Source organism: Polynucleobacter sp. JS-Polo-80-F4 (assembly GCF_018881965.1).
GTDB lineage: Bacteria > Pseudomonadota > Gammaproteobacteria > Burkholderiales > Burkholderiaceae > Polynucleobacter.
On sequence record NZ_JACVPI010000001.1, the window covers coordinates 998001 to 1022741 of the forward strand.

Annotated in this window: 24 protein-coding genes and 1 pseudogene; 15 read left to right on the plus strand and 10 right to left on the minus strand. The window is 45.8% G+C overall.

All coding sequences use genetic code 11. The annotated features are described in order from the left end of the window. Positions 1-25 precede the first annotated feature (25 nt). Complete coding sequence (lpxC, locus tag ICN20_RS05090; protein WP_216238480.1) at positions 26-940, plus strand: UDP-3-O-acyl-N-acetylglucosamine deacetylase; 915 nt, start codon at positions 26-28, stop codon at positions 938-940. A gap of 22 nt (positions 941-962) precedes the next feature. Here the strand turns inward: lpxC and ICN20_RS05095 are convergent, their stop codons facing one another. Beyond that, on the minus strand, positions 963-1493 hold the full coding sequence (locus ICN20_RS05095; RefSeq protein WP_255534654.1) for a hypothetical protein: 531 nt from the start codon (positions 1491-1493) through the stop codon (positions 963-965). 24 nt (positions 1494-1517) lie between these two features. On the opposite strand from ICN20_RS05095, the gene secA reads away from it, so the two are divergent. From secA to ICN20_RS05125, 6 genes are all read left to right on the plus strand, one after another. Continuing rightward, positions 1518-4283, plus strand: a complete 2766-nt coding sequence (secA, locus tag ICN20_RS05100) for a preprotein translocase subunit SecA (RefSeq protein ID WP_216238482.1) — start codon at positions 1518-1520, stop codon at positions 4281-4283. Positions 4284-4453: 170 nt separating this feature from the next. After that, positions 4454-4912: a (2Fe-2S)-binding protein gene (locus ICN20_RS05105; protein WP_216238484.1), complete on the plus strand. Its 459-nt coding sequence runs from the start codon at positions 4454-4456 to the stop codon at positions 4910-4912. 13 nt (positions 4913-4925) lie between these two features. Beyond that, entirely contained in the window at positions 4926-7049 is a 2124-nt protein-coding gene (locus tag ICN20_RS05110) for a molybdopterin cofactor-binding domain-containing protein (RefSeq protein ID WP_216238487.1), read from the plus strand. A gap of 77 nt (positions 7050-7126) precedes the next feature. Then, positions 7127-8362 (plus strand): bifunctional glutamate N-acetyltransferase/amino-acid acetyltransferase ArgJ, encoded by a 1236-nt coding sequence (argJ, locus tag ICN20_RS05115; RefSeq protein WP_216238489.1) that lies wholly within the window; start codon positions 7127-7129, stop codon positions 8360-8362. 15 nt (positions 8363-8377) lie between these two features. Further along, the gene (locus ICN20_RS05120) at positions 8378-9235 is read left to right on the plus strand and encodes an ATP-binding protein (RefSeq protein ID WP_216238491.1); all 858 of its coding nucleotides are present in this window, start codon (positions 8378-8380) and stop codon (positions 9233-9235) included. A gap of 12 nt (positions 9236-9247) precedes the next feature. Continuing rightward, a complete protein-coding gene (locus ICN20_RS05125; RefSeq protein ID WP_216238492.1) occupies positions 9248-9664 on the plus strand; it encodes an NUDIX domain-containing protein in 417 nt (138 codons plus the stop codon). Here the strand turns inward: ICN20_RS05125 and zapD are convergent. The 6 genes from zapD to ICN20_RS05155 are packed head-to-tail and all read right to left on the minus strand — an operon-like array spanning position 9661 to position 14971. Then, entirely contained in the window at positions 9661-10413 is a 753-nt protein-coding gene (zapD, locus tag ICN20_RS05130) for a cell division protein ZapD (RefSeq protein WP_216238494.1), read from the minus strand. The genes ICN20_RS05125 and zapD overlap by 4 nt on opposite strands. An 11-nt stretch (positions 10414-10424) precedes the next feature. Continuing rightward, entirely contained in the window at positions 10425-11111 is a 687-nt protein-coding gene (coaE, locus tag ICN20_RS05135) for a dephospho-CoA kinase (RefSeq protein ID WP_216238495.1), read from the minus strand. Further along, on the minus strand, positions 11066-11566 hold the full coding sequence (locus ICN20_RS05140) for an A24 family peptidase (RefSeq protein ID WP_216238496.1): 501 nt from the start codon (positions 11564-11566) through the stop codon (positions 11066-11068). The genes coaE and ICN20_RS05140 overlap by 46 nt, the downstream gene beginning before the upstream one ends. After that, the gene (locus ICN20_RS05145; RefSeq protein WP_216238498.1) at positions 11566-12612 is read right to left on the minus strand and encodes a type II secretion system F family protein; all 1047 of its coding nucleotides are present in this window, start codon (positions 12610-12612) and stop codon (positions 11566-11568) included. Before ICN20_RS05145 ends, ICN20_RS05140 begins: the two co-directional genes overlap by 1 nt. After that, on the minus strand, positions 12603-13682 hold the full coding sequence (locus tag ICN20_RS05150) for a GspE/PulE family protein (protein ID WP_216238500.1): 1080 nt from the start codon (positions 13680-13682) through the stop codon (positions 12603-12605). The genes ICN20_RS05145 and ICN20_RS05150 overlap by 10 nt, the downstream gene beginning before the upstream one ends. Then, positions 13679-14971 carry an HlyC/CorC family transporter gene (locus ICN20_RS05155; RefSeq protein ID WP_216238501.1) on the minus strand — a complete coding sequence of 431 codons (1293 nt, stop codon included), beginning with the start codon at positions 14969-14971 and terminating at the stop codon, positions 13679-13681. The genes ICN20_RS05150 and ICN20_RS05155 overlap by 4 nt, the downstream gene beginning before the upstream one ends. A 118-nt stretch (positions 14972-15089) precedes the next feature. Between ICN20_RS05155 and ICN20_RS05160 the strand changes: the two genes are divergently transcribed. Beyond that, on the plus strand, positions 15090-15602 hold the full coding sequence (locus ICN20_RS05160) for a methylated-DNA--[protein]-cysteine S-methyltransferase (RefSeq protein ID WP_216238502.1): 513 nt from the start codon (positions 15090-15092) through the stop codon (positions 15600-15602). 6 nt (positions 15603-15608) lie between these two features. Here the strand turns inward: ICN20_RS05160 and ICN20_RS05165 are convergent, their stop codons facing one another. Beyond that, positions 15609-16592, minus strand: coding sequence for a squalene/phytoene synthase family protein (locus ICN20_RS05165; RefSeq protein WP_370624527.1), 984 nt, complete (start codon positions 16590-16592; stop codon positions 15609-15611). 117 nt (positions 16593-16709) lie between these two features. Here ICN20_RS05165 and ICN20_RS05170 point away from each other — a divergent pair, with 117 nt between their 5' ends. After that, entirely contained in the window at positions 16710-18125 is a 1416-nt protein-coding gene (locus tag ICN20_RS05170; RefSeq protein WP_216238503.1) for a sodium:solute symporter family protein, read from the plus strand. Between the two features lie 105 nt (positions 18126-18230). Further along, complete coding sequence (locus ICN20_RS05175) at positions 18231-19250, plus strand: 2-dehydropantoate 2-reductase (protein ID WP_216238504.1); 1020 nt, start codon at positions 18231-18233, stop codon at positions 19248-19250. Positions 19251-19322: 72 nt separating this feature from the next. On the opposite strand, the gene ICN20_RS05180 is transcribed toward ICN20_RS05175, so the two are convergent. Beyond that, positions 19323-20090: a fumarylacetoacetate hydrolase family protein gene (locus tag ICN20_RS05180; protein ID WP_216238505.1), complete on the minus strand. Its 768-nt coding sequence runs from the start codon at positions 20088-20090 to the stop codon at positions 19323-19325. A 56-nt stretch (positions 20091-20146) separates the two neighbouring features. Between ICN20_RS05180 and ICN20_RS05185 the strand changes: the two genes are divergently transcribed. Continuing rightward, positions 20147-21082 carry a reductase gene (locus ICN20_RS05185; RefSeq protein WP_216238506.1) on the plus strand — a complete coding sequence of 312 codons (936 nt, stop codon included), beginning with the start codon at positions 20147-20149 and terminating at the stop codon, positions 21080-21082. Here the strand turns inward: ICN20_RS05185 and ICN20_RS05190 are convergent. Then, complete coding sequence (locus ICN20_RS05190) at positions 21079-22083, minus strand: polyprenyl synthetase family protein (RefSeq protein ID WP_216238508.1); 1005 nt, start codon at positions 22081-22083, stop codon at positions 21079-21081. The genes ICN20_RS05185 and ICN20_RS05190 overlap by 4 nt on opposite strands. A 75-nt stretch (positions 22084-22158) precedes the next feature. Between ICN20_RS05190 and rplU the strand changes: the two genes are divergently transcribed. From rplU to proB, 4 genes and pseudogenes are all read left to right on the plus strand, one after another. Beyond that, positions 22159-22470 carry a 50S ribosomal protein L21 gene (gene rplU / locus ICN20_RS05195; protein WP_011902040.1) on the plus strand — a complete coding sequence of 104 codons (312 nt, stop codon included), beginning with the start codon at positions 22159-22161 and terminating at the stop codon, positions 22468-22470. A 19-nt stretch (positions 22471-22489) separates the two neighbouring features. After that, entirely contained in the window at positions 22490-22750 is a 261-nt protein-coding gene (rpmA, locus tag ICN20_RS05200) for a 50S ribosomal protein L27 (RefSeq protein ID WP_011902041.1), read from the plus strand. Between the two features lie 88 nt (positions 22751-22838). Continuing rightward, positions 22839-23927: a GTPase ObgE gene (gene obgE / locus ICN20_RS05205; RefSeq protein WP_216238510.1), complete on the plus strand. Its 1089-nt coding sequence runs from the start codon at positions 22839-22841 to the stop codon at positions 23925-23927. Between the two features lie 21 nt (positions 23928-23948). Next, positions 23949-24725, plus strand: a pseudogene (proB, locus tag ICN20_RS05210) (glutamate 5-kinase); the annotation flags it as partial. Positions 24726-24741 lie beyond the last annotated feature (16 nt).

Consider the following 24741-nt stretch of genomic DNA (forward strand, 5'->3'; position numbering starts at 1 on the left):
ATCCCCTGAATTTGAATATCTAAATATGATGAAGCAACGCACTATCGCTACTCCGGTGAAGACCGTGGGGATTGGCTTGCATTCTGGCCGTAAGGTAACGATTTCAATTAAGCCTGCGCCAGTAAATTCAGGGGTTCAGTTTGTTAGAGTGGATACGCCAGAACAGTCTGTAGTACCTGCAACTGCTTTGGCTGTATGCGATACCAGACTTGCCTCGGTTATTCAAAAAGATGGTGTGCGTGTTTCGACTGTGGAGCATCTTCTTTCAGCCTGCGCTGGTCTTGGTCTTGATAACTTATTCATTGAGCTTGATGGTGAGGAAGTCCCCATCATGGATGGTAGCGCTGCCTCATTCTTATTTTTAATTGAATCTGCTGGTATTGCAGAACAAGATGCGCCACGTCAATTTGTAGTTATTAAAAAGCCAGTAGAGATTCGCGAGGGCGATAAGCTTGCCCGCTTAGAGCCATTCTTTGGATTTAAATTAGATTTCACGATTGACTTCAAGCACCCGGCAGTGGATAAAACTGGTCAACGGTTTGTGGTGGATTTTGCAGAGCAGGCCTATCGAAGTGAAATCGGTCGCGCGCGTACTTTTGGATTTGCTCACGAAGTAGAGGCATTGCGTGAAATGGGACTAGCGCGTGGTGGAAGTTTAGATAACGCGATTGTTTTAGATGAGCATCGAATTTTGAATAACGAAGAACTTCGTTATGAAGATGAATTTGTGCGCCATAAAATCTTGGATGCAATTGGAGATCTTTATCTCATTGGACATCCAATTGTTGGGGCTTATGTTGCTGAGAAGTCAGGACATGCACTTAATAACGCACTTTTACGCAAGCTTTTGGAAGACCCAAGTTCTTATGAAATCAGCACATTTGCTGAAAATAAGGCTCCGGGAGCGTATTCCCAGGAAAGCCAACCCCTATTTTTCTAATGGGTTTTAAAGTAGTTTTTAGCTACTTTGGTTTGTTTTTGAGTAATTTCTCGATAGAGGCGCGCAAGCCTGAGTCTGGCCCCAATCTCTCCAATAGCGACTCCCATGACTTTTTAGCAGCCTCATTTAGTCCTTTTGGCCTCTCGCGTTGAGCCTCTGGACGGGGTTTAACCTCCCATGCGGGTGGAGCAGGCTTTACTCGTACTTTAACTGTCTTACAGGGTACTCCAGATTTAGCTAACTCATTGATAAGACTGGGTATTATTTGCTGTAAACGGGTTGCAATGCTGGCGCTATTCACCAGCAAAAAGAGCTCATCTTGTGAGCCAGAGCGCCATCCAGCTTCAATTTTAGAGCTCAGATGCCCCAATTCGAGCTTTGTTAAGACTGAGTTAATGACGGTTTTGAGTTTGGCCAGATCCTCGGTTTTAGCCAAAATTCCCCCTAGGCCATCAGATTCCCTAAGGTAATCCATCCAATCATGGGCTTTGTGCTTGCGGGATGGTTTGGGGGCAAAGTTCATAAAAAATGGGGTTACGGGTGATAAACTCAAGGACTTAATTTTCTTCAATATCCCATGGTAATCGGTCTTCTTAAAACCCTGGTCGGCAGTCGTAACGACCGCCTCTTAAAACAGTATCGCAAAGTCGTTGCCAAGGTTGGCGCTTTTGAAGCAAGCCTGCAATCTTTGGATGATGCTGCCCTTACTGCAAAAACTGCAGAATTCAAGTCGCGCCTTGCTGCTGGAGAGTCTTTGGACGATATCGCAGCCGAAGCTTTTGCGGTGGTGCGTGAGGCTAGTACACGCGTGATGAAGATGCGCCACTTTGATGCGCAGATTCTGGGTGGATTGGCCCTACATCAAGGCAAGATTGCTGAGATGGGTACAGGCGAAGGAAAGACATTAACAGCAACCCTTCCAGTCTATTTAAATGCTTTGACTGGCAAAGGTGTCCACGTTGTAACTGTGAATGATTATTTGGCACAACGCGATGCTGAATGGATGTCCACGCTGTATAACTTCTTAGGCATGAAGGTTGGTGTGAATTTATCCCAAATGGATCACACTACCAAGCAAGAGGCTTATGCCGCAGATATAACTTACGGTACTAATAACGAATTTGGTTTTGACTACTTGCGCGACAACATGGTTCAGGATTTGAACCAACGCGTTCAACGTGGTTTGGCTTATGCAATCGTTGACGAAGTTGACTCGATTCTGATTGATGAGGCTCGTACACCATTAATCATCTCTGGACAGGCAGAAGATCACACTGATCTCTACGTCAAGATTAATGCCCTGCCATCTCATTTAGAGCGTCAAATTGGCGAAGAGAAGGCTGATGGTACTGGCGTTGAAAAGCCGGGCGACTATTGGGTGGATGAGAAATCTCAGCAGGTTTATTTAACCGAACAAGGGCATGATAAAGCTGAAGCTATCTTGATTCAGTTGGGAGCGCTCAATGATGGCGACTCTCTGTATGCGCCACAAAATATTACTTTGATGCACCACGTATATGCAGCATTACGTGCGCACTGCCTGTACCACCGCGATCAACATTACGTTGTTCAGAATGGCGAAGTCATCATTGTGGATGAATTTACTGGCCGTTTAATGCAGGGTCGTCGTTGGTCTGATGGCTTGCATCAAGCTGTGGAAGCAAAAGAAGGCGTGCAGATTCAGAACGAGAATCAGACTTTAGCTACGATCACCTTCCAAAATTATTTCCGTATGTATGGCAAGTTAGCTGGTATGACTGGTACTGCCGATACAGAAGCATATGAATTTAAAGAAATCTACAACTTAGAAACAGTTGTGATTCCCCCAAATCGTATTAGTCAAAGAAAAGACAAACAAGATCAGATCTATAAGTCTTCTCGCGAACGTTACGATGCGGTGATTAAAGATATTGAGGATTGTTTTGAGCGTGGTCAGCCAGTATTGGTGGGTACCACCTCTATTGAAAACTCTGAGCTGATTGCGAGCTTGCTAGATAAGCGCAAATTGCCACACCAAGTCTTAAATGCTAAGCAGCATGCTCGCGAAGCAGAAATCATTGCTCAAGCTGGTCGTCCTAAAATGATTACGATTGCTACCAATATGGCGGGCCGCGGTACCGATATTGTTTTGGGTGGCAACGTAGGTAAGCAGTCATCCCTCATTGAGGCTGATAGCGCACTTTCTGATGCAGAAAAAGCGTCCAAGATTAAGCAGTTGCAGGACGAGTGGCAAAGTATTCATGACCAAGTGTTAGTGGCTGGTGGTTTGCATATCATCGGTACAGAGCGTCACGAGAGCCGTCGTATTGATAACCAATTAAGAGGGCGTTCGGGTCGACAAGGTGACCCAGGCTCTTCCCGTTTCTATCTCTCGTTGGATGATGCGCTTCTGCGTATTTTTGCCGGCGATCGTTTGCGTGCGGTGATGGATCGACTCAAGATGCCAGATGGCGAGCCGATTGAAGCTGGCATGGTAACCCGTTCGATTGAGTCTGCACAACGCAAAGTTGAAGGTCGTAACTTTGATATTCGTAAGCAATTGCTCGAATATGACAACGTTGCCAATGATCAGCGCAAAGAAACTTATCGCCTTAGAAATGAAGTGCTTGAAAGTGCTGATATTGGTGACTTGATTGCCAACTTACGCGAAGATGTTCTGCGCTCTGTTTGCTCCGTGTACATACCTCTGGAATCTATGGAGGAGCAGTGGGATTTAGTTGGGCTGGAAAATGCCCTAGCTAGCGAGTGGGGTCTTACGATCGATCTGAGAGGTTGGATTGAAAGCGCTGAGACCGTAGATGACGCAGAAATTGTTGATCGGGTACTGGAAGCTGCTAAGGAAGCCTATGATGCAAAAGTCGACCTCTCCGGACGCGAATCTTTTGCTGGCTTTGAGCGCTCAGTCCTTTTATATAGCTTAGATAGTCATTGGCGTGAGCATTTGGCTGCCTTAGATCATCTGCGTCAGGGTATCCATTTGCGCGGATATGCGCAGAAGGATCCTAAGCAAGAGTATCGTCGTGAAGCATTTGAGTTGTACGGTGAATTACTCAATGTCATTAAGAACGATGTTGTGAAAAGCATCATGACCGTGCAAATTCGTAGTGCCAATGAATTAGATCAAGCATCGGAGTCGATGAACGATGATTTAGCAAAGCTTTCGGATGTTCAGTATCAGCATGCTGATCCTGAGAAAGAGGTAGCTGGATCAACTGGTGACCGCGGCGCTGCAATTGATATTCAGCCTGCACCTCTTCGTACAGGACCAAAGGTAGGTCGTAATGATCCTTGCATTTGCGGTAGCGGTAGGAAATACAAAAATTGCTGCGGCGCTTTGGCTTAGAGCGATTACCTATTTGATAGTGCTAAATGGCTCAGATCACTCTGAGCCATTTTTCTTGGTGGAATCCCTAATCATGAGAATCCCCTCAGATTCTGTATATCTGTCATGATTTGTAAGTGCAAAAATATTTGCTTTATCTTCCAAATTTCAAATCTAACTAAGGGGGCGTTATGGCCGTGTCTTTTACTCTCAACGGTAAAGCTGTTGATTTCGATGGAGATCCTGAAACACCAATTCTCTGGGTCTTACGAGACCATTTAGATGTAACTAGTCCAAAGTATGGCTGTGGCGCAGGACTATGTGGCGCATGTACCGTTCACTTAGAGGGTGCCGCAATTCGTTCTTGCTCCACCCCCGCGTCTGCTGCAGGTGGTAAATCAGTCACCACTCTTGAGGGTTTAGCTGCAAAAGTTGGAAAAGCGCTTCAAGATGCATGGATTGAGTTTGATGTACCTCAGTGTGGGTATTGTCAGACTGGGCAAATGATGTCCGCTGCTGATTTATTGGCAAAGAAAAAACAGCCTAGTAGTGATGATATTAAAAATGCCATGAGTGGCAATATTTGCCGTTGCGGAACGTATTCTCGCATCGAAAAAGCAGTCAAACGCGCTGCAGATAAATTGGCATAAGGAATCAAGAAAAATGAAAAATAATTCTTTAAAAAATCTTGGTCGTCGTCAGTTTATTCAGCAAAGTTCTGCTTTGACTGGCGCATTAGTGATTGGGATGCATCTCCCTCTAACAAGTCAAGCTGCTACAGGCGATGCCGGCAAACCTGCTTTAGCAAATGCCTGGGTACAAATTACCCCGAATAATCAAATTACTTTAATTTGTGCTCGCTCAGAAATGGGCCAAGATGTATATACCTCCTTGCCGGCATTGCTGGCTGAGGAATTAAATTTACCTCTCTCGATGATTCGGGTTGAGATTGCTGGGGTGGCTCCTGTATATATCAATGCGATGTTAGGTGGTCAGATTACTGGCGGCTCTACTTCAGTACGCGAAGCTTTTGATAAGTTAAGAACAGCTGGTGCTGCAACTCGTACCGTCCTAGTGCAGGCTGCCGCTCAACGTTGGAATGTTTCAGCGGCTGACTGTAAAGCAATGAATGGCAAAGTAACGCATTCGAGTGGTAAGTCAGCCACCTATGGTGAATTAGCGGCGGACGCAGCCAAGTTGCCACTTCCAGAGAAGCCAGCTTTGAAATCACCTGCGAATTTCATGGTGATTGGCAAGGAGACAATGCGTCGTTTAGATACGCCAAGCAAAGTTGCGGGTAAAGCAGTTTATGGAATTGACGTAAAAATTCCGGGCATGGCGATTGCATCTTTAGCGCAGTGCCCAGTTATTGGGGGTACGCCTACTTCCTTTGATGCTTTGGCTGCAATGAAAGTATCTGGGGTTATTAAGGTTGTGCAGATTTCTGATGGTGTTGCGGTATTGGCAAAAGATTTTTATGCGGCTCGCAAGGGTAGGGATGCTTTAAAGATCACGTGGAATGAAGGCCCCAATGCGAACCTCAACAATGCTGTCGTTCGAAAGTCATTGGAAGAGGGTTTATCTAAAAAAGGTGCTGTGATAAAAACGGTTGGCAATCCAAATGCTAGCGTAGCTAGTGGCAAGCCGCTGAGTGCCCAATATTTTTTACCGTATTTGGCACACTCCACCATGGAGCCTGTGAACTGCTCTGCAGATGTATCCAATGGAAAGTGCAGAATTATTGGGCCAATTCAGTTCCAGCAAGGTGGCCAGGCGGTTGCTGCAGCCGCAGCTGGCGTTAAACCAGAAGATGTCACGATTGAGACAACCTTCCTGGGTGGTGGATTTGGCCGTAAGTTGGAGCTGGACTTCATTCGTCAGGCTGCTGAAGTTTCTAAAGTCGCTGGAATGCCGGTCAAGATGCTTTGGACTAAAGAGGATGACATTACCCATGACTTCTATCGTCCAATGAGTATTCATAAAGTGGATGGTGTCTTGGATGCTAATGGTCAGTTAGCTTCTTTGAAGGCCAAAATGGTTTCTCAATCAGTCACGGCGCGAGCCTTTCCAGGTTTTGTGAAAGATGGTTTTGATCCTTTCATGGTTGAGGGCTCAAACAATATTACTTACGAAATACCCAATCTAGAAATCACCAATGTGATTACAGACACTGGACTTCGAGTCGGTTATTGGCGCTCAGTCAGCAATGCGCTTAATGCATTTGCAATTGAAAGTTTTGTAGATGAGGCCGCTAAAGCTGCTGGTAAAGATCCTGTTGCGTATCGGATGGCGTATTTAAGCAAACACCCCCGCGCTAAGGCAGTTCTTGAGTTGGCGGTGAAAAAGTCTGGATACACTCCTGGCAGCAAGCGTTTTGGTGTTGCGCAGATGGAGTGTTATGACACCTATTCTGCTTGCATACTTGAATTGGATCCTTTGGCTAAGGAGACGACGGTTAAAAAAATTACCTTTGTTTCTGATTGTGGAATTACTGTGCATCCCGACCAAGCGAGAGCTCAGCTCACTGGTGGTGTGATTTATGGTTTGAGCGCAGCCCTGAGCAATGAGATCACGATCGTCAATGGCCGAGTGCAGCAGAATAACTTCAATAACTACCCTAGCTTGCGACAAAATCAAGTGCCGGTTGTTGAGGTGCACTTGGTGCCAAGTCAGGAGAAGCCAGGTGGTTTGGGTGAGGTTGGAGTGCCCTTAGTGGCCCCGGCTCTAGTTAATGCAATTGCTGCATCAACTGGTAAGCGTATTCGGGAGCTGCCAATCAAGGCATAGCATTCTGGATGTTAACCAAATAAAGCGCGCCCAGAAGGCGCGCTTTATTTTTGAGCCTCATCTACAATTATCAGACTATGACTGTTAACTTACCCCTCCCCCAAAAAGCCGAACTCAAGCCCGTTAAAGGCTTTGAGATGGGCATCGCCCAAGCCGGCATTAAGAAGGTAAACCGCAAGGACTTATTGGTGATGACTTTGGCTCCTGGATCCCAGGTAGCTGGCGTTTTTACGCTGAATCGTTTTTGCGCCGCCCCTGTGCAAGTCTGTCGTGAGCATTTAGCTCAAGAGGGTCGCAATGGTGAAATTCGAGCTCTAGTGGTGAATACTGGAAACGCCAATGCAGGGACGGGTGAATCTGGCATGAAACACGCCCTAGAAACTTGTGCGGCTTTAGCAAAGGATCTGAAAATTAATCCAGAGCAAATCCTGCCATTTTCGACTGGCGTGATTCTTGAGCCTCTGCCGATTGAAAAAATTATCAGCGCCTTGCCAAATGCAGTAGCAAGCCTAGGAGAAGATAACTGGCTTGATGCAGCTGAAGCCATCATGACAACTGATACTCAGCCAAAGGCTACATCGGTAACAATACAAATGCCCGAAGGACCGGTGACGATTACTGGAATCTGTAAAGGCGCAGGCATGATCCACCCAAATATGGCAACGATGCTTGGGTTTATTGCGACCGATGCTGGGTTTGCACCTGGTCTCTTAGCAAGCCTTACTCGTGAGATTGCCGACCTTTCATTTAATGCCATCACAATTGATGGCGATACATCTACCAATGACTCTTTCATCATCATGGCGACGGGGCAATCTGCAGTGCAGATTAAATCGATTAACGAGTCTAGTTATGGAGTACTCCGCGAGGCCTTAATTGCTTTAGCCAGAAAGCTAGCGCAAATGATTGTGCGCGACGGTGAGGGCGCAACCAAATTTATGACGATTGATGTTGTCGGCGGCAAGACTCCTGAGGAGTGCCGTATGGTTGCTAAGGCAGTTGCGCATTCACCCTTGGTAAAAACAGCTTTCTTTGCGAGTGACCCTAACCTAGGACGTATCCTGGCAGCCATTGGTTATGCAGGCATTGCAGATTTGGATGTCAATCGTGTGCAAATGTGGTTGGGTGATGTTTGGGTTGCTAAGGATGGTGGGCGCAATCCCGATTACCAAGAGGTTGATGGTCAAAGGGTAATGCAAGCCCCAGAAATCACAATCAAAATTGACTTAGGCAGAGGCAATGCAACACAAACCATGTGGACTTGTGATTTATCGCACGACTATGTATCTATTAATGCGGATTACCGCTCATAAAAGACCGCTCAAAATATGAATGAAAAATTAGACCGTCTTTTAGACCATCTTGATACCTTTTTACCCAAGCCTTTATCTGACGAGCAGTGGAAATCTTCTACTGCGTTTAGATGGCGTCGTCGCGATAGTATTTTTGGCAGCATTGGATTTTTGCAGCCCGTAAAACACGTATCTGATATCACCTTTGAGGATCTGCAGAATATCGACCGTCAACGTGATGCCATTCGCGACAATACAAAAAACTTTATTCAGAAAAAACCAGCCAACAATATTTTGCTCACAGGAGCTAGAGGGACTGGAAAGTCTTCCCTGATTAAAGCCAGTTTGCATGAGTTCGCGAGCCAAGGCTTGCGTCTGGTTGAGGTTGAAAAAGAGCATTTGGCAGATTTGGCAGACATTACTGAAATCTTGGCTGAACGCCCAGAACGATTCATTATTTTTTGTGATGATTTGTCATTTGAGGATGGCGAGTCTGGCTATAAGGCCATGAAATCAGCCTTAGATGGCTCTGTTTCTGCCCAAGTCGACAATATTTTGATCTATGCCACCTCGAATCGTCGTCATTTATTGCCTGAGTATATGAAAGATAACGAAAGTTATGTTCATAACGATGATGGAGAAATTCATCCTGGTGAGGTCGTAGAAGAAAAGATTTCTTTATCAGAGCGTTTTGGTCTTTGGCTGTCTTTTTATCCGCCTAAGCAAGATGAGTATTTATCAATCGTGGCACATTGGCTGCAACATTTTGGCTTAAGCGCTGCACAAATTGAAGCAGCGCGTTCAGAGGCTTTGGTTTGGGCATTGGAGCGCGGCTCACGCTCAGGTAGGGTTGCTTGGCAATTTGCTAAGCATTGGGCCGGCTCAAAAGCTTGAGTTATTGAATTCATGAGCGAAATTAAACGTCCTGTCACTGAAGTTGCCGCTGGAATATTACTGGATGCACAAGGGCGCTATCTTTTGGGGCAGCGACCAGAAGGCAAACCATACGCAGGTTACTGGGAAGTTCCTGGTGGAAAAATCGAAAAAGGGGAAACCGTTTTCGAGGCACTTAAGCGAGAACTGCAAGAAGAGCTTGGCATTGATATTCAGTCAAGCGAAGAGCTTACTGTGCTGGAACATGATTATCCACATGCCTATGTTCGTTTGCATGTGAGCATTATTCGCGACTGGGTAGGGACGCCCAAGGGCTGTGAGAATCAAGCCTTATCTTGGGAATTGCTCAATGCAGAAAAGCCTAGTGTGGAGCCTTTATTGCCAGCTGCTTGGCCAATGCTCGAAAGGCTTAGAAGCCTTTTATCTTAAAGCTGGCAGAGGGTTAGCTTGAATGGCACATCGGCATTTACCAACTGTGCTTTTTTATCCCGCTCTGACTTTAGGAAGCGCACAGAGAGTAGATACTTATTTGCGCTAATTTCTGAAAATAAAGTGTCATCCTCAACAGCGATACGCATTAATTGGTAAACCTTACCAGAGGGCGCTTGTTGAAAGGATCCATTGTGCGCGACTACATCTTTAGCTTCACCTGATTGACGAAGCAATCTTAAAAATAACTGACATGCTTCGTGCCATGGCAAGAGTGGAGCGATATATTTTTCTAGTAACGCACGACGTTCAGATGAAGGGCTATTTTTCCAGGCGTGATAGCTTGGTAAATCAATTGGGCTTGTGCCACCAGGAATATTTAATCTAGTGCGAATAGCATTTAACCATTCACTTTCAGTGATGGCCGAGTTAGGTCTACCTGCAGACTGATTAATCCCACTTGCAACAGCATCAATCTCGGAAAGAGTTTGGGCAAGCGCCTCTTGATCAACCTTTTGTGATGACTTCAATCCATTGAGTGCATATTTTTGACGCTCAAATTCTTTCAGGAGCAATGACTTGATATCACCACGTGCGCCAATGTCGCCAAGATCAAATAGAGTGGAGATAGCATTGTGATGTAACTCAGGATCGTCTGAGCGGACAAAGTGGTTGTAACGGGCGAACAAATACTCCAGTCGAAGCATGCTTCGAACTAATTCATTGAAAGGGTATTCGTAGACAATCACAAGCCCATATTCTATGACGAACTGGTGGGATCTTTCTGAATCTGTAGGATTTTTTGGTGCAACTTTAAAACCTCGGCATGCAAGTCTTCCAAGCTACCTTGGTTTTCAATAACCATATCAGCATGGTTAATGCGTTCTTGTCTGCTGGCCTGAGCTTTTAGGATGCTTTCCACTTCATTTCGGGGTAATTTGCTGCGGTGCATCACTCGACCAATTTGAACCTCTTCTGGACAGTCCACCACCACGAGGTAATCCAATAGAGGTAGCCAGTTCCCGGACTCAATTAATAGAGGCACCACAAAAACCAGGTAAGGAGCCTTTGCTTGAATCAAATACTTTGCCTGCCGAATGGTTTCTGCCCGAATGAGGGGGTGGGTAATGCCCTCTAAGGCTTTTCTAGCTTCAGGGTCGGCAAACACCAGGCTGCGCATCTTGGCCCTATCCAGCGCCTCATTTGGGTCAATAAATTCTGATCCAAACTGCTGTTGAATTAGGGGGAGTGCAGCTCCATTTGGAGCGGTGATCTGATGGGCTATGAGATCGGTATCTATAACGCCCGCGCCTAATTGAGCTAGTTGATCGCTAACGGCGGTTTTGCCTGAGCCAATGCCACCAGTAAGACCCACAAAAGGTGCATGCCCTTTTAGCTCGCCTAGATTAGCTTGTTCAGAAGGAGGGTTTGTAGGGTTTGTGGCCATAACAACTCAATGATGCCAGCAATGGCAAGAAAAGGACCAAAAGGAAATGCTGAACGATGATTTTGCTTATTCCATCGCAGCCAAATGAGGCCGCCCAGTAATCCAGATAAGGAAGCGATGAGAAGAACGCCGGGCAAGCTATACCAGCCAAACCATGCACCTAGTGCTGCTAATAACTTAGCGTCCCCCATGCCAATGCCATCTTGCTTTTGAGCCAGCCGATAAAGAAGATTGAGGAGCCAAAGAGAGGTATACCCAAGAATTGCACCAATGACTGAGTCTTGAAAAGAGACGAGCCCCTGGTTAGAAAAGCCACTCACCAACAGGCCAGATAGGATCAGCGGGAGTGTGATGACGTCGGGCAATCGGAAGGTGCGTAAATCAACGTACGCCAAGTACATTAGGGCGCCTATTAAAAGGATATGAATCCAATCGATAAAAACAAGATTACCCATTAAACAATCTGACCTAGGTTAAAGATGGGGAGATATAAGATTATGACCAGACCTCCAATAATGACTCCGACAATCATAATTAATAAGGGTTCTAAGCTTTGACTTAAGGTGTTGAGTCGACTACTTAATTGCGAGCCCGTTATCAACGCGCGCCTTTGAAGCATTTCAGAGAGCGCTCCACTTTCAGATGCTATTTGCAATAGTTGCAATGTTTCAAGATCAAATAATAAGTGCCTAGGATCTGCTTTCACTATCGCATCTCCAAGGGGCCAGCCTCGCGTCAGGTGCTTGAATATTTCAGCACTGAAATCATGGCTAAGCCAGTGATTTGATGATTGCGCGGTAACTCTAAGCGCATCCGGTAGGGGTAGGCCAGATTTTAGAAGGTGACCTAGAGTCCGGCACCAGCAGGTAAGCGTTGCTAATCTCAATAGCTGTCCAATGATGGGTATATAAAAGCTTAGTCGATCACATTGTTTTTGTAGTCTTGGAAGTTTGAACCACGCAAAACTAAACAGTGCAATGACGGTCATGGTGACTATCAATATAGCAACGTAGCATTCCTCAAACCAAGACGATATCTGAATTAATGCTTTGGTTGGGGCTGGCAATTCAGCTTGAAAATGAGTAAATACATCTTTGAAGACAGGTACAACCCAAATCATCATCACGATGACCAGCAGGCAAGAGCTACTTAGGGTGATGATGGGATAACTCAGTGCCTGCTGTATTTTTCGGCGCAATTCAATTTGATCCTCTAGTTGCAGGCAAATTGTCTTCAGTGCTAAATTGAAATCACCAGTTCGCTCACTTACGCGAATGAGATTAATGAACTCCATGGAAAATACATTTTTTTGGGTTCGCAGGCATTGAGAGAAGCTTTCTCCCTTTTTCAGTTGGGCATAGATATTATTAACCCAAGAAAGCCAGGCTTTTGGGGCGGATGAGTAAATCAGTTCAATCGCATTTAAGAGTGGTAGACCTGCTTCTAAAAGCATTAAGAGCTGCTCTGCAAAGTGAAGTTGATCTTGTTTGCTTAATGCCATGGACCTACTTCTGCATCTAGAGCCGCCTGATTGATCAGGCCGGCTTGCACGTGCATGAATCCTGCATCACGCATACTGATACGTGAGGGAGATGGGTTAAACACATGCTCCTTGCTTAACACTTCATGGACGCCAATCCGCCCAAAGCAACCACTACCTTTACAGGTTGGGCATGGGGATTTGGTGATGACATTTTTTCCGAGACAGTGCTGACAGATTTTTCGCACTAAACGTTGCGAGCTGATACTCAATAGACAAGACTCAAGAGATTCCTGGTCAACTCCTAGGTTTTTAAGTCTTGGAACTGTGCCACTAGCATTGCGCGTATGCAAGGTGCTGAGCACGAGATGTCCAGTTTGAGCTGCCTGAATTGCCAACTGGGCTGTAGCAATATCTCTTATTTCTCCAATCATGATGACATCTGGATCCTGTCTAAGTAGGGCGCGAATGATCGTTGGAAAATCTAAACCTGCTCTAGGATGATATGCAACCTGATTGACTCCAGCGAGACGAATTTCAATAGGGTCCTCGATCGAGCAAAGGTTGCGATGATCTTGATTGAGTTGACGCAGGCAACTATAAAGTGTCCTTGTCTTGCCGCTCCCTGTTGGTCCCGTCACCAATATGAGCCCATTGGATTGAGAAAGTGCTTGCTGAAATATTTCCAGCTGATCGGATAGGAGACCAAGCTCTTCAAGATCAAGATCATTAATGTGGCTTGGTAATATGCGAATAACCGCTTTTTCTCCATGAAGGGTCGGCAAAATGGAGACTCGACAATCTACATTGGGTTTAGAAAAATCATGGCCTATGGAAAGGCGCCCATCTTGCGGAAGACGTTTTTCTGCAATATCTAAGCGGGACAGAACCTTAATACGCGTTATTAGGCGCTCATGAAATTCAATTGGGTAGTGTGACTGTATTTGCAGGAAGCCATCGACCCGAATGCGAATAACTGTGGCTAGTGTTCCAGCCTCAATATGTATATCACTCGCTCTGGCATCTAAAGCATGTGCAGAGATTTCATACCAAGTCCGAATAATAAGTGAGTCATCAGCGGCAACACTCAATCTTGCTCTTGAGCCAGCTTAGCCGGACGATAGAGTTTCACGGTTTTGACACCTTGCTCATCAAACTGAACGATTTCCATGACGATACCTGCGATGCGAATGCTGACATCGTGGTCTGGAATAGCCTCTAGTTTTTCGAGAATAAGACCATTTAAGGTACGTGGCCCGTCTAGTGGAAGGCTAAGGTTAAGTAGGCGATTGAGGTCTCGTAGAGAAGCGCTACCCGTTGCCAAATACGTGCCATCAGCAAGCCAGCGCGGGTCGGTGGAAAGGTTGGAGAAGGAGGTTGTGAATTCACCGATGAGCTCTTCAACGATATCTTCAAAAGTCACTAAACCCAGAACCTCGCCATACTCATTTACAACCAAGCTTAAGCGTTGTTGGTTATCTTGAAAAAATTGCATTTGCTGTAAGACTGGCGTACCACTTGGAATGAAATAGGGCTCATTTACCAGGGATCTAAAATCCTCATGTTTGAGATCGGTATCGCCCAATAAGGATAGCGCCTTCTTAACAGGGAGAATGCCAATAATGCGTTCAGAATCACCATCGCAGACTGGTAATTTGTTGTGATAGCAAGTCTCCAGCTGCTGCACTACTTCATCAATTGGTCTCGAAAGATCCAGAACCTCAATCTTAGATCTCGGTGTCATTACATCATCCACCGTAATATTTTCTAAGTTAAATAAGTTGAGCAGAATGTTGCGATGATGATTGGAGACAAAGCGGTTTGATTCCAAAACGAGGCTACGTAATTCTTCTTTGCTCATAGCCCTGCTGTCAGAGGAGGATTGCAGGCCAGATACTTTCATGAGGCCAGATACAAAACTATTAATGAACCAGAGTAGAGGTTTAAGTACAAAAGTGAGTGGCAAGATAAACCAACCCACATTGGAGGCAATCTTTTCAGGGAAGGCGGCGCCAATGACCTTAGGCGTAATCTCGCTAAAGATAATGATGAGTAACGCAACCACCAAGGTGGCAATTGACAGTACTAGGCCGCTATCGCCAAAAATATGTAGAGCAATGCCGGTTACCAGAATAGGTAAAACAGTATTAATTAGGTTATTGGAAATTAAGAGTACCGATAACAACGAGTCAATCCGTTTTAAGAGTCTTTCCGCTAAAGCCGCTCCCGTATTTCCACCATTAGCCATCGCCCTTAAACGATGACGATTAGAGGACAACATACTAGTTTCTGCCATCGAGAAAAAGCCAGAGAGCGCTAGTAAAAACAGGACCAGAGCAACTTGGCCATAAAAGGGCCAATCGTCAAAAAAGGTGTCCATTCGGTATGCCTGAAAAAAGTAAGGATGAGTCAATATAGCAAAGTGGCATTTCGCCGGCTATAGCTATGGAATAAAGGTCTGTCATCCCACTTGTGTATTTGTGTAAGAATTGCTTGATATGGCTTCCTCAACATCACCATTGAACCCAATGAGCGCCAGCTACTGTGTTATTGCTGCGCCTTTTGGGTGCCTAGGTATTTTGACGGAATTGGTAGAAGGTAGTTTGATGCTTTCCGGGATTCATTATTTGCCCGCCAATACAGCTTTAATCGCTCCGAAGAATGCGTTAGCCAAAGAAGTGGCACGACAATGCAAAGCGTACTTCAAGGACCCGCATTGGCAATTCGATTTGCCAATCAAGCCTGCGGGTACCGAGCATCAGAAAAGAGTGTGGGCTAGCATTCAAGAGATTCCAGCCGGTAAAACAAAAACCTATGGTGAGGTAGCAAAGAAAATTAAAAGTGGGGCGCGGGCGGTGGGTACAGCCTGTGGCGCGAATCCTTACCCATTAATTGCGCCTTGTCATCGAGTGATATCGGCTCAGGGAATTGGAGGCTTCATGAAAGAAAACTCTCCTGGCTTGTATCGTCAAATTAAGTTCTGGCTGTTAAAACATGAAGGTGCTTTGTAATAGCGCCTATTTAACTAGCGATCTACTGCTGAAGTAGAAAAAAGTCTTCATCAAGATATTGCTTTTAACAGCCCACTTTGTGAAGCCATAAAAACTCATTACGGTATTTCGGGAAAGTTTTACTTCGTCTTTATTGGCGAATTCATTGCAATTGGAAATCTTCGAAAGAGTTAAGACGGCTAAGCCGAATGCTAAAAAACAAAAACGTCGCATACCCTGCTCTTGCTTGGGAATGAGCAAAATATACTTTAGGGAGTCTTGGAGTTTTTGATTGGCAATCTTGAATAGCTCTGACTGACTTACGTTTACTGGCTTCCAGGATACGCCACGTGCTTTATCTTCTGGAGAGTCTTTGAGAATATTGGTCATTTGCAATGCTTGACCAAATGCAATAGCCAAATCTTCATGCCCTAGCATTTGCTTCTTAAAGGCAGGCGAATGGTTGCCAAAGATAGTTGTAAGTAGTTCGCCAACGACACCAGCAACTACATAGCAATATTGTTCAAACTCAGGGAGGTCTTGAAGGCCGCTTTGATTTTGTTTCCCGTGGAAAAAAGACATTCCTTCAGACATGATCGAAACGCAGCGACTCACTGCCTCCTGATCGTTGCTTGAGCAAGTATGCAAAATGCGCAGAACAGTTGGTGTATTTGCAATTAAATCTAGCTCATCTGGGTTGTTGTAATTCTTTAATGCGTCTAGACATGGCCGCACAAAAGTTTCTACAGGAGCCTTTTCAAGTACCGCATCTAAAAAAAGTCCTGATAGCAATTGTTTGGTCTGTGCACTTAAGTCTGCGGCATCCTCAATAGTGTCAACAATCCGGCAGAGCAAATAGGTATTGCCAACGACTTTTTCAATGTTTGCGGGTAAAAGTGGGATGGTAAGGGCAAAGGTGCGAGATACAGACCTCAAAATGGCTTTTTGGTAAGCCAGATCAGCCGATGGACTGGATGTCGGGGTTTGCAGGATTTGTTTCGGTGCTCTCACTCTTGAATTATGTCAGACCATCGTCTTTGACGGGGCGCTCCAAAGAGGCACTTTTACTATCTGTCAAAAGTGACAAAGCCATATAATTTCATCAAATTTCTGAAGGAGCATTTAGGCGTGCTAATTTGGTTTGTCATTATTTACTGGGTTATTTCCGTTGGCATAGGCTTGTGGGCAGCTTTGCGGGTGAAAAATACCGCCGACTTTGCAGCAGCAGGTCATAGCCTCCCTTTGCCAATTGTGACGGCAACGGTATTTGCTACGTGGTTTGGTTCGGAAACTGTTTTAGGAATCCCAGCTACTTTTCTAAAAGAAGGTCTGGGAGGGGTGGTCTCTGATCCATTCGGATCTTCCCTTTGCTTAATTTTGGTGGGCCTGTTTTTCGCACGCCATCTATATAACCGCCGTATGTTAACGATTGGCGACTTCTTTCGTGAAAAGTATGGTCGTACGGTGGAGGTGTTGGTTACGCTCTGTATCGTGGTTTCTTATTTAGGTTGGGTTGCCGCACAAATTAAAGCCTTGGGCCTCGTGTTTAACGTGGTTTCTGAAGGCAGCATTTCTCAGACTGGTGGAATGTTAATTGGTGCCGGTAGTGTGCTGATCTACACCTTATTTGGTGGCATGTGGTCGGTTGCGATTACTGACTTTATTCAGATGATCATCATTGTGATTGGCATGCTCTATATCGGTGGTGAGATGACGGCCCAGACTGGCGGTATTGGCGTAGTGCTTGAGCATGCGGCTGCAGCTGGTCAATTTAGTAACTTCTGGCCAGATATGAATTTAGCCTCGATCTTAGGGTTTGTAGCTGCTTTGTGCACCATGATGCTCGGATCTATTCCGCAGCAAGATGTTTTCCAGCGCATCACATCATCTAAGAACGTCAATATTGCTGTTCAAGCAGCTTTGCTAGGTGGTGTCCTGTATTTTATTTTTGCTTTTGTGCCAATGTATTTAGCTTATTCAGCAACGCTCATTAGCCCTGATTTGGTTGACCAGTATCTCAACACTGATCCGCAAATGATTTTGCCAAAGTTGATCCTAAATCACGCACCACTCATTGCGCAGGTGATGTTCTTTGGCGCCTTACTGTCAGCCATCAAGAGTTGTGCCAGTGCAACCTTATTAGCGCCTTCGGTAACTTTTGCAGAAAATATTGTGCGAGGCTTTTTTAAGCATTTGTCTGATCAGGATTTGCTTAAAGCCATGCGGATTACGGTTTTATGTTTTGCAGTGGTAGTGACCTTCTTTGCGGTGAACTCTGAGCTGTCTATTTTTAAGATGGTGGAGAGTGCCTATAAGGTCACTTTGGTTGCCGCATTTGTTCCGCTAGCGTTTGGTGTGTACTGGCCAAGGGCCAACTCCTTGGGGGGCTTGCTAGCAGTAGTTTGTGGTTTAACTATCTGGATTAGCTGTGAGGTTTTGGCGCCCAATTCTATTTTGCCGCCCCAATTGGCTGGCTTATTTGCCAGTATTGCAGGCATGATTTTGGGTAGCCTGGTGCCAAAAGACGCATTAAAAGCTGTTTAGAGTGTGATGTGCTGAAAAATGATGCACATAGGAATATATTGCACCGCAAAATGTTCTCCTCTAATATGACAGTAATACAAAATTTTTTATTCTTATGGAGTTCCTATGAAAATCTGTGTGATTGGCGGGGGTGGCGCTATTGGCGGCTACTTAGCTGTCATGTTGGCGCGAGCGGGCAATGAAGTAACTGTTGTTGCGCGTGGTGCAACTTTAGCTGCAATTAAAGAGCGCGGCCTGGCTTTGATTATGGATGACCAGCCAGAACCTTTGGTTGCTCAGGTTAAAGCAGTAGAAAAAATTCGTGATGCCCAGACGCCTGATGTTGTGATCCTTGCAGTGAAGGCTCATCAAGTAGAGCCGATCATTGATGACTTAGCGGCCATCATGGGACCAGAAACGATTTTGATCCCAATGCAAAACGGAATTCCTTGGTGGTATTTCCAGAAGTTAGGTGGCGAGTATCAAGATCATGCAGTTGAAACAGTAGATGCTGGTGGTGTGGCGAAGAATGCCATTAATCCAAATAACATCATTGGTTGCGTAGTGTATCCAGCAACGTTTACACAAGCACCTGGCGTGATTCGCCACGTAGAAGGTAATCGCTTTCCATTGGGTGAGTTAGATGGTCAGACAACCGAGCGCATTCAAAAGATATCAGAGATGATGGGCGCAGCTGGTTTCAAGTCTCCAATCTTGGACGATATCCGTTCAGAAATCTGGCTCAAGCTTTGGGGCAATATGACCTTCAATCCAATCAGCTCGCTCACGCATGGCACCTTGGAAGGCATATGCCAATATCCATTGACCAAAGAGTTGGCGCGCAACATGATGGCTGAAGCGCAGACTATCGCTGAGAAGTTGGGCGTAACTTTCCGGGTTGATATCGAGCGGCGTATTGCTGGCGCAGAAAAAGTCGGTAAGCACAAAACTTCCATGTTGCAAGACTTGGAAGCTGGCCGCAGCTTGGAGATCGACGCTTTATTGGGATCGGTAATCGAGCTTGGCAAGATTACTCAAACTCCAACACCTTGCTTGAATACTGTATTTGCTTTGACTAAATACTTAGATGAGAACGTCCAGGCATCTAAAGGCAGCTTGGCGTTGCCATCAGTATCCGGTTACTAAGTAATAAAACCTTAGTATTAAAAAACCCTTGCTATGTTCAGTAGCAAGGGTTTTTGTTTTAGAAAACCTGAATTACTCAAAGCGATTATCGAGACGTCCCACGCCATCAATAATGATGCTGACATTGCTACCAGGTTTCATGGAGCCAACACCTACTGAAGTACCGCAGGCAATGATGTCTCCTGGCGAGAGTGGTACGTCTTGAGAAATCAAGCTCACCAGTTTTGAGGGTGAGAAAATCATATCCGCAATGGGATAGTTTTGGCGCTCTTGATCATTCAGAATAGTCTTGATCGTTAGCGTACTTGGATCCACATCGGTGGTGATGTAAGGGCCGAAAACGCCAAAGGTATTGAAGCTTTTTGCACGAGTCCACTGGGCATATCCAGGATCACGATTCAGGATTTCAATAGCGGTCACATCATTAATGCAGGTATAGCCAAAGATGGCCTTAGCTGCTTCGACTTCATCGACTTCATGACAGTGCTTGCCAATCACAATACCAAGCTCACCTTCGTAAACTACTTTCCCGGAGTAAGACTTGGGTGTGCGAATAACTTGGTTTGTTGCCAGGAAGGAGTTATTGCCTTTGAGGAAGTACAAAGGCTCAGCAGGAACGGCGTGCTCAAGCTTGGTGACCAATGCATGAAAGTTATCCACCATGGCAACCATCTTCGAGGGGATACAAGGAATATCGATTGTGACGTCGGCCAATTTGATGTTTTGGCCGGTAGCTTTAGGGGTGTTAAATAAGTCACCTTCATATAAGGCAATTTGATCGCCCTGCACTTGTCCTAAACCACTTTTCCCCTGATGCTGAAATCTAAGCCACTGAGCCATAATAAGTTCCTATGAAGTTAAATATTTGATATGCAATATCTTACAGGGATGAATTGATGTCTAAGACTTCTGAATTCACATTTGCACCAGAACAGGATCAGCCCGTTCGCTATATGGAGCGCACCCGAAGTTATTACTTGGGTTTGGGCTATGAGAATCCTTATGCATGGGCTCACTACATTGATGTGCCGTTTACCCCACTCAGAAAGCCGCTTGCTCAATCTGTATTGGGCTTAATTACTACAGCCGTTCCATATGATCCTGATAAGGGGGCTCAAGGCCAGAGTGCACCTTATAACGCTGCAGCAAAGTTTTACCAACCCTATCAACAATCTCTGGATAACGATGTCGATTTACGTATTGCGCATGTAGGGGTTGATCGCAAGAATGCCAATATGGAAGATGGTCATTGTTGGTTTCCGCTGGGTGCTGCTCAGCGGGCGGTTGTTGCCGGGAGGGTAAAGGCGATCTCTCCGAATTTTTATGGCTTACCAACCAATCGAAGTCAGCGCCATACCTTAGAGATTGATGCTCCTCTCATTTTAGAAATGCTGAAAGCGGACGGTGTAGATGTCGCGATATTAATTCCGAATTGTCCGATCTGTCATCAGAGTCAGAGTTTGTTGGCGCGTTATCTGGAGTCTGCAGGAATTTCAACTGCGATCATGGGCGCCGCTAAAGATATTGTGGAGTATTGCGGAGTGCCGCGATTTTTATTTAGTGATTTTCCATTAGGGAATGCAGCTGCAAAACCAAATGATCTAGCTTCTCAAGATCTCAATTTCGATTTAGCTCTGCGCCTTCTGGAGTCTGCCCCTGGCCCGCGCACAACAGTGCAATCGCCACTGCGATGGTCATCAGATCCATCATGGAAGTTAGATTATTCAAATCTGGAAAAGATGTCTTCACAAGAAATCCTACGATTGCGTGAAGAGGCGGAGCAGGCGCGAATTACGGCGCGCGAACTCAGAGTCAACAGCCTGGGGGCTTAAGTTTGCCTAGTGAGGGAGTATGCGCACAGGGCATGTAGTGCAGCACTAGCTTCATTTTCAGGGAAGTCTTTTAGGCAAGCTAAGGCCAGGTCGGCCTCACGTTTGGCTGCTGCTTGTGTGTAATCTAGGGCGCCAGAGTTTTGAACTGCAGCAAGGATTTGCGCAAACACATCATCTGGTAAATCTTGGTTTTGTTCAATCGCTGCGCGAACTAAAAGGCGCTCTTCGCTACTGCCGTTTTCAAGTAAGTAAATCAGTGGCAATGTAGGCTTGCCTTCGCGCAAGTCATCACCAGCATTTTTCCCCATCTGTGCAGCGTTTGCGGTGTAGTCAAGCAAGTCATCCATCAATTGAAATGCCGTACCAATATGGCGCCCAAATGCAGCGGCTTGTTCGCGCTGAACATCGGTAGCATTTGCCAATATGGCGCCTAACTCAGTTGAAGCTTCGAAGAGTTTGGCTGTTTTATAGCGGATTACTTGCAAGTAGCTCGCTTCATCCACCTCAGGATCATTCATATTCAGAAGTTGCAAAACTTCGCCTTCAGCAATCGTATTGGTCGCATCTGACAGAATTTGCATGATTCGAAGATCATTCGGGCCAACCATCATTTGAAAGGCCCGGGAGTACAAGAAATCACCCACCAAAACGCTAGCGGCATTACCAAAAGCAGCATTGGCCGTCTCCCGACCCCGTCTTAGGGTTGATTCATCGACGACATCATCATGAAGGAGGGTAGCTGTATGGATAAATTCAACTACAGCGGACATTTCCAGGGTATGGGGCGTCTCTTTGCCGTTAGCCAGGGCTTTAGCCACCAGCATTAACAGGGCGGGTCTGACCCGTTTGCCGCCAGCCTGGATGATATAGCTTGAGATTTGGTCAATTAAGGCGACTTTTGAGGCCAAGCGCTGACGGATAACCTCGTCTAAGGCCTTGAAATCTAAGGCTATTGGAGCTAGGATTTGGCTTAAGTCATTGGTTTTGACAGTGATCGTCATGCAAGATATAATAATGGGCTTAGCTAGTCCAGGGTGGATTAGCTTAAATGTAGATATTAATTGAGGTTTCAAACCATGTACGCGGTCATAAAAACCGGTGGCAAACAATATAAAGTTGCTGCAGGCGAAAAATTGAAAATAGAACAGATACCAGCGGAAATCGGCAGCGAAATCACTCTTGACCAAGTCCTCGCCGTTGGCGAAGGCGCTTCACTGAAATTAGGTGATCCATTGGTTAATGGTGCAGCTGTGATGGCCACTGTCGTCTCCCAGGGACGTCACGATAAAGTGACAATCTTTAAGATGCGCCGTCGCAAGCATTATCAAAAGCACCAAGGCCATCGTCAGAATTTCACTGAAATTTTGATCAACACGATTAAAGCCTAATTCAGGGTAGGAGAAAGATATGGCACAGAAAAAAGGCGGCGGCTCAACACGAAATGGCCGCGACTCAGAATCGAAACGCTTAGGCGTTAAGGTATTTGGCGGCGAGCACATTAATGCTGGCAGCATCATCATTCGTCAACGTGGCACACGTGTTCATCCAGGTGCAAACGTTGGTATTGGTAAGGATCACACTTTGTTCGCCTTAATTGACGGTCAGGTGGAATTCGGCGTTAAGGGTGCTTTGAAGAAGGCCCAAGTTTCAGTCTTGCCTCGTTCATAAGGCAGCCTGACTGAGACACGTTTGATTCAGATTTATTCCGAATTTAACTCTTAGGAACAGGCCTCGCTAAGCGAGGCCTTTTTTATTCATGAAATTTATAGACGAAGCACGTATTGAAGTGATTGCCGGGCAAGGTGGCGCCGGAAGTGCCTCTATGCGCCGCGAAAAATTCATTGAATTTGGCGGTCCTGATGGTGGTGACGGCGGCAAAGGCGGTAGCGTCTGGGCGATAGCCGATCGCAACATCAACACCTTGATTGATTACCGCTACGCAAAGACACACACTGCAAAAAATGGTGAGCCTGGTCGTGGCGCCGATTGTTATGGTCGCGCTGGAGATGACATCGAGTTGCGGATGCCGGTTGGCACCATCATTGCTGACTATGAAACCGGTGAGCCAATTGCTGACTTAACTACACATGGCGAACGGCTTTGTTTAGCCCAGGGCGGTGTTGGCGGTTGGGGCAATATTCACTTTAAGAGCAGCACGAATAGAGCGCCACGTCAAAAGACAAATGGCAAAGATGGTGAACGCCGTAAGCTGAAACTTGAGTTGAAGGTTTTGGCAGATGTAGGTTTGTTGGGTATGCCTAATGCCGGTAAATCCACTTTGATTACTGCTGTATCAAATGCTCGTCCGAAGATTGCTGACTACCCTTTTACAACGCTGCATCCTAATTTGGGTGTTGTGCGTGTGGGAGCTGAGCGTAGCTTTGTTATTGCTGATATCCCTGGTTTGATTGAAGGCGCAGCTGAAGGTGCTGGCTTAGGCCATCGTTTCTTACGTCACTTGCAGCGTACCGGCGTTCTATTGCATTTGGTTGATATTGCTCCATTTGATGCGAATGTAGATCCAGTAGCTGATGCCAATGCAATCGTGAATGAATTGCGTAAATACGATGAAGCTTTGGTTGAGAAGCCACGTTGGTTAGTCTTGAATAAAGTAGACATGATTCCCGAGGAAGATCGCAAGAAAGTGGTCGCAGACTTTATTAAGCGCTTTAAGTGGAAAGGCCCAGTCTTTGAGATCTCGGCCTTAACGGGCTTGGGTTGCGACAAACTTTGTTATTCCTTGCAAGATTATTTGGATTCTGTGCGTCGTGACCGAGATGATGCGGATGAGCGCGCACAAGATCCGCGTTATCAAGACCAGTCTGAAGATAAAAAACCAGATTAAATATTTGACTTGCCCTTTGCTATGAACGCTAAAAAAACTCAACGAATTGTTGTCAAAGTAGGCTCCAGTCTTGTCACCAATAATGGTGAAGGTTTAGATCATGCTGCGATTGCTATGTGGGCCGAGCAAATGGCAGGCCTATTGAAGGCTGGCCATGAAGTCTTGATGGTGAGCTCTGGTGCCATTGCCGAAGGCATGCAGCGTCTGGGTTGGAGCAAACGCCCAAAAGAGATTCATCAATTGCAGGCTGCAGCTGCAGTTGGGCAAATGGGTTTGGTACAAGTTTATGAAAGCTGCTTTGCGCGCTTTAATTTGCGTAGTGCCCAGATCTTATTGACCAATGCAGACTTAGCAGACGCAGAACGCAATGCTAATGCAAGAGCAACTTTGGATACTTTGCTGAAGTTGGGTGTGGTTCCTATTATTAATGAGAACGACACGGTGGTAACCGATGAAATTAAGTTCGGAGACAACGACAATCTTGCTGCTTTGGTAACCAATTTAATCCATGCTGATCTCTTGGTAATTTTGACCGACCAAGGTGGATTGTTTACTGCGGATCCACGTCAAAATCCAAATGCCACATTACTTACGGATGCTATTGCAGGAGACCCAGCCTTGGAAAAAATGGCCGGAGGTGCTGCTAGTGAGTTGAGTAAGGGCGGAATGTTAACCAAGGTATTGGCTGCAAAGATTGCCGTTAAAACTGGCGCAGCGACAGTGATTGCCTCTGGGCGCGAACCCAATGTGCTAACTCGTCTCATTGCTGGCGAGAAACTTGGCACTCACTTAAGCGCCAATTAGGCAAAATCCT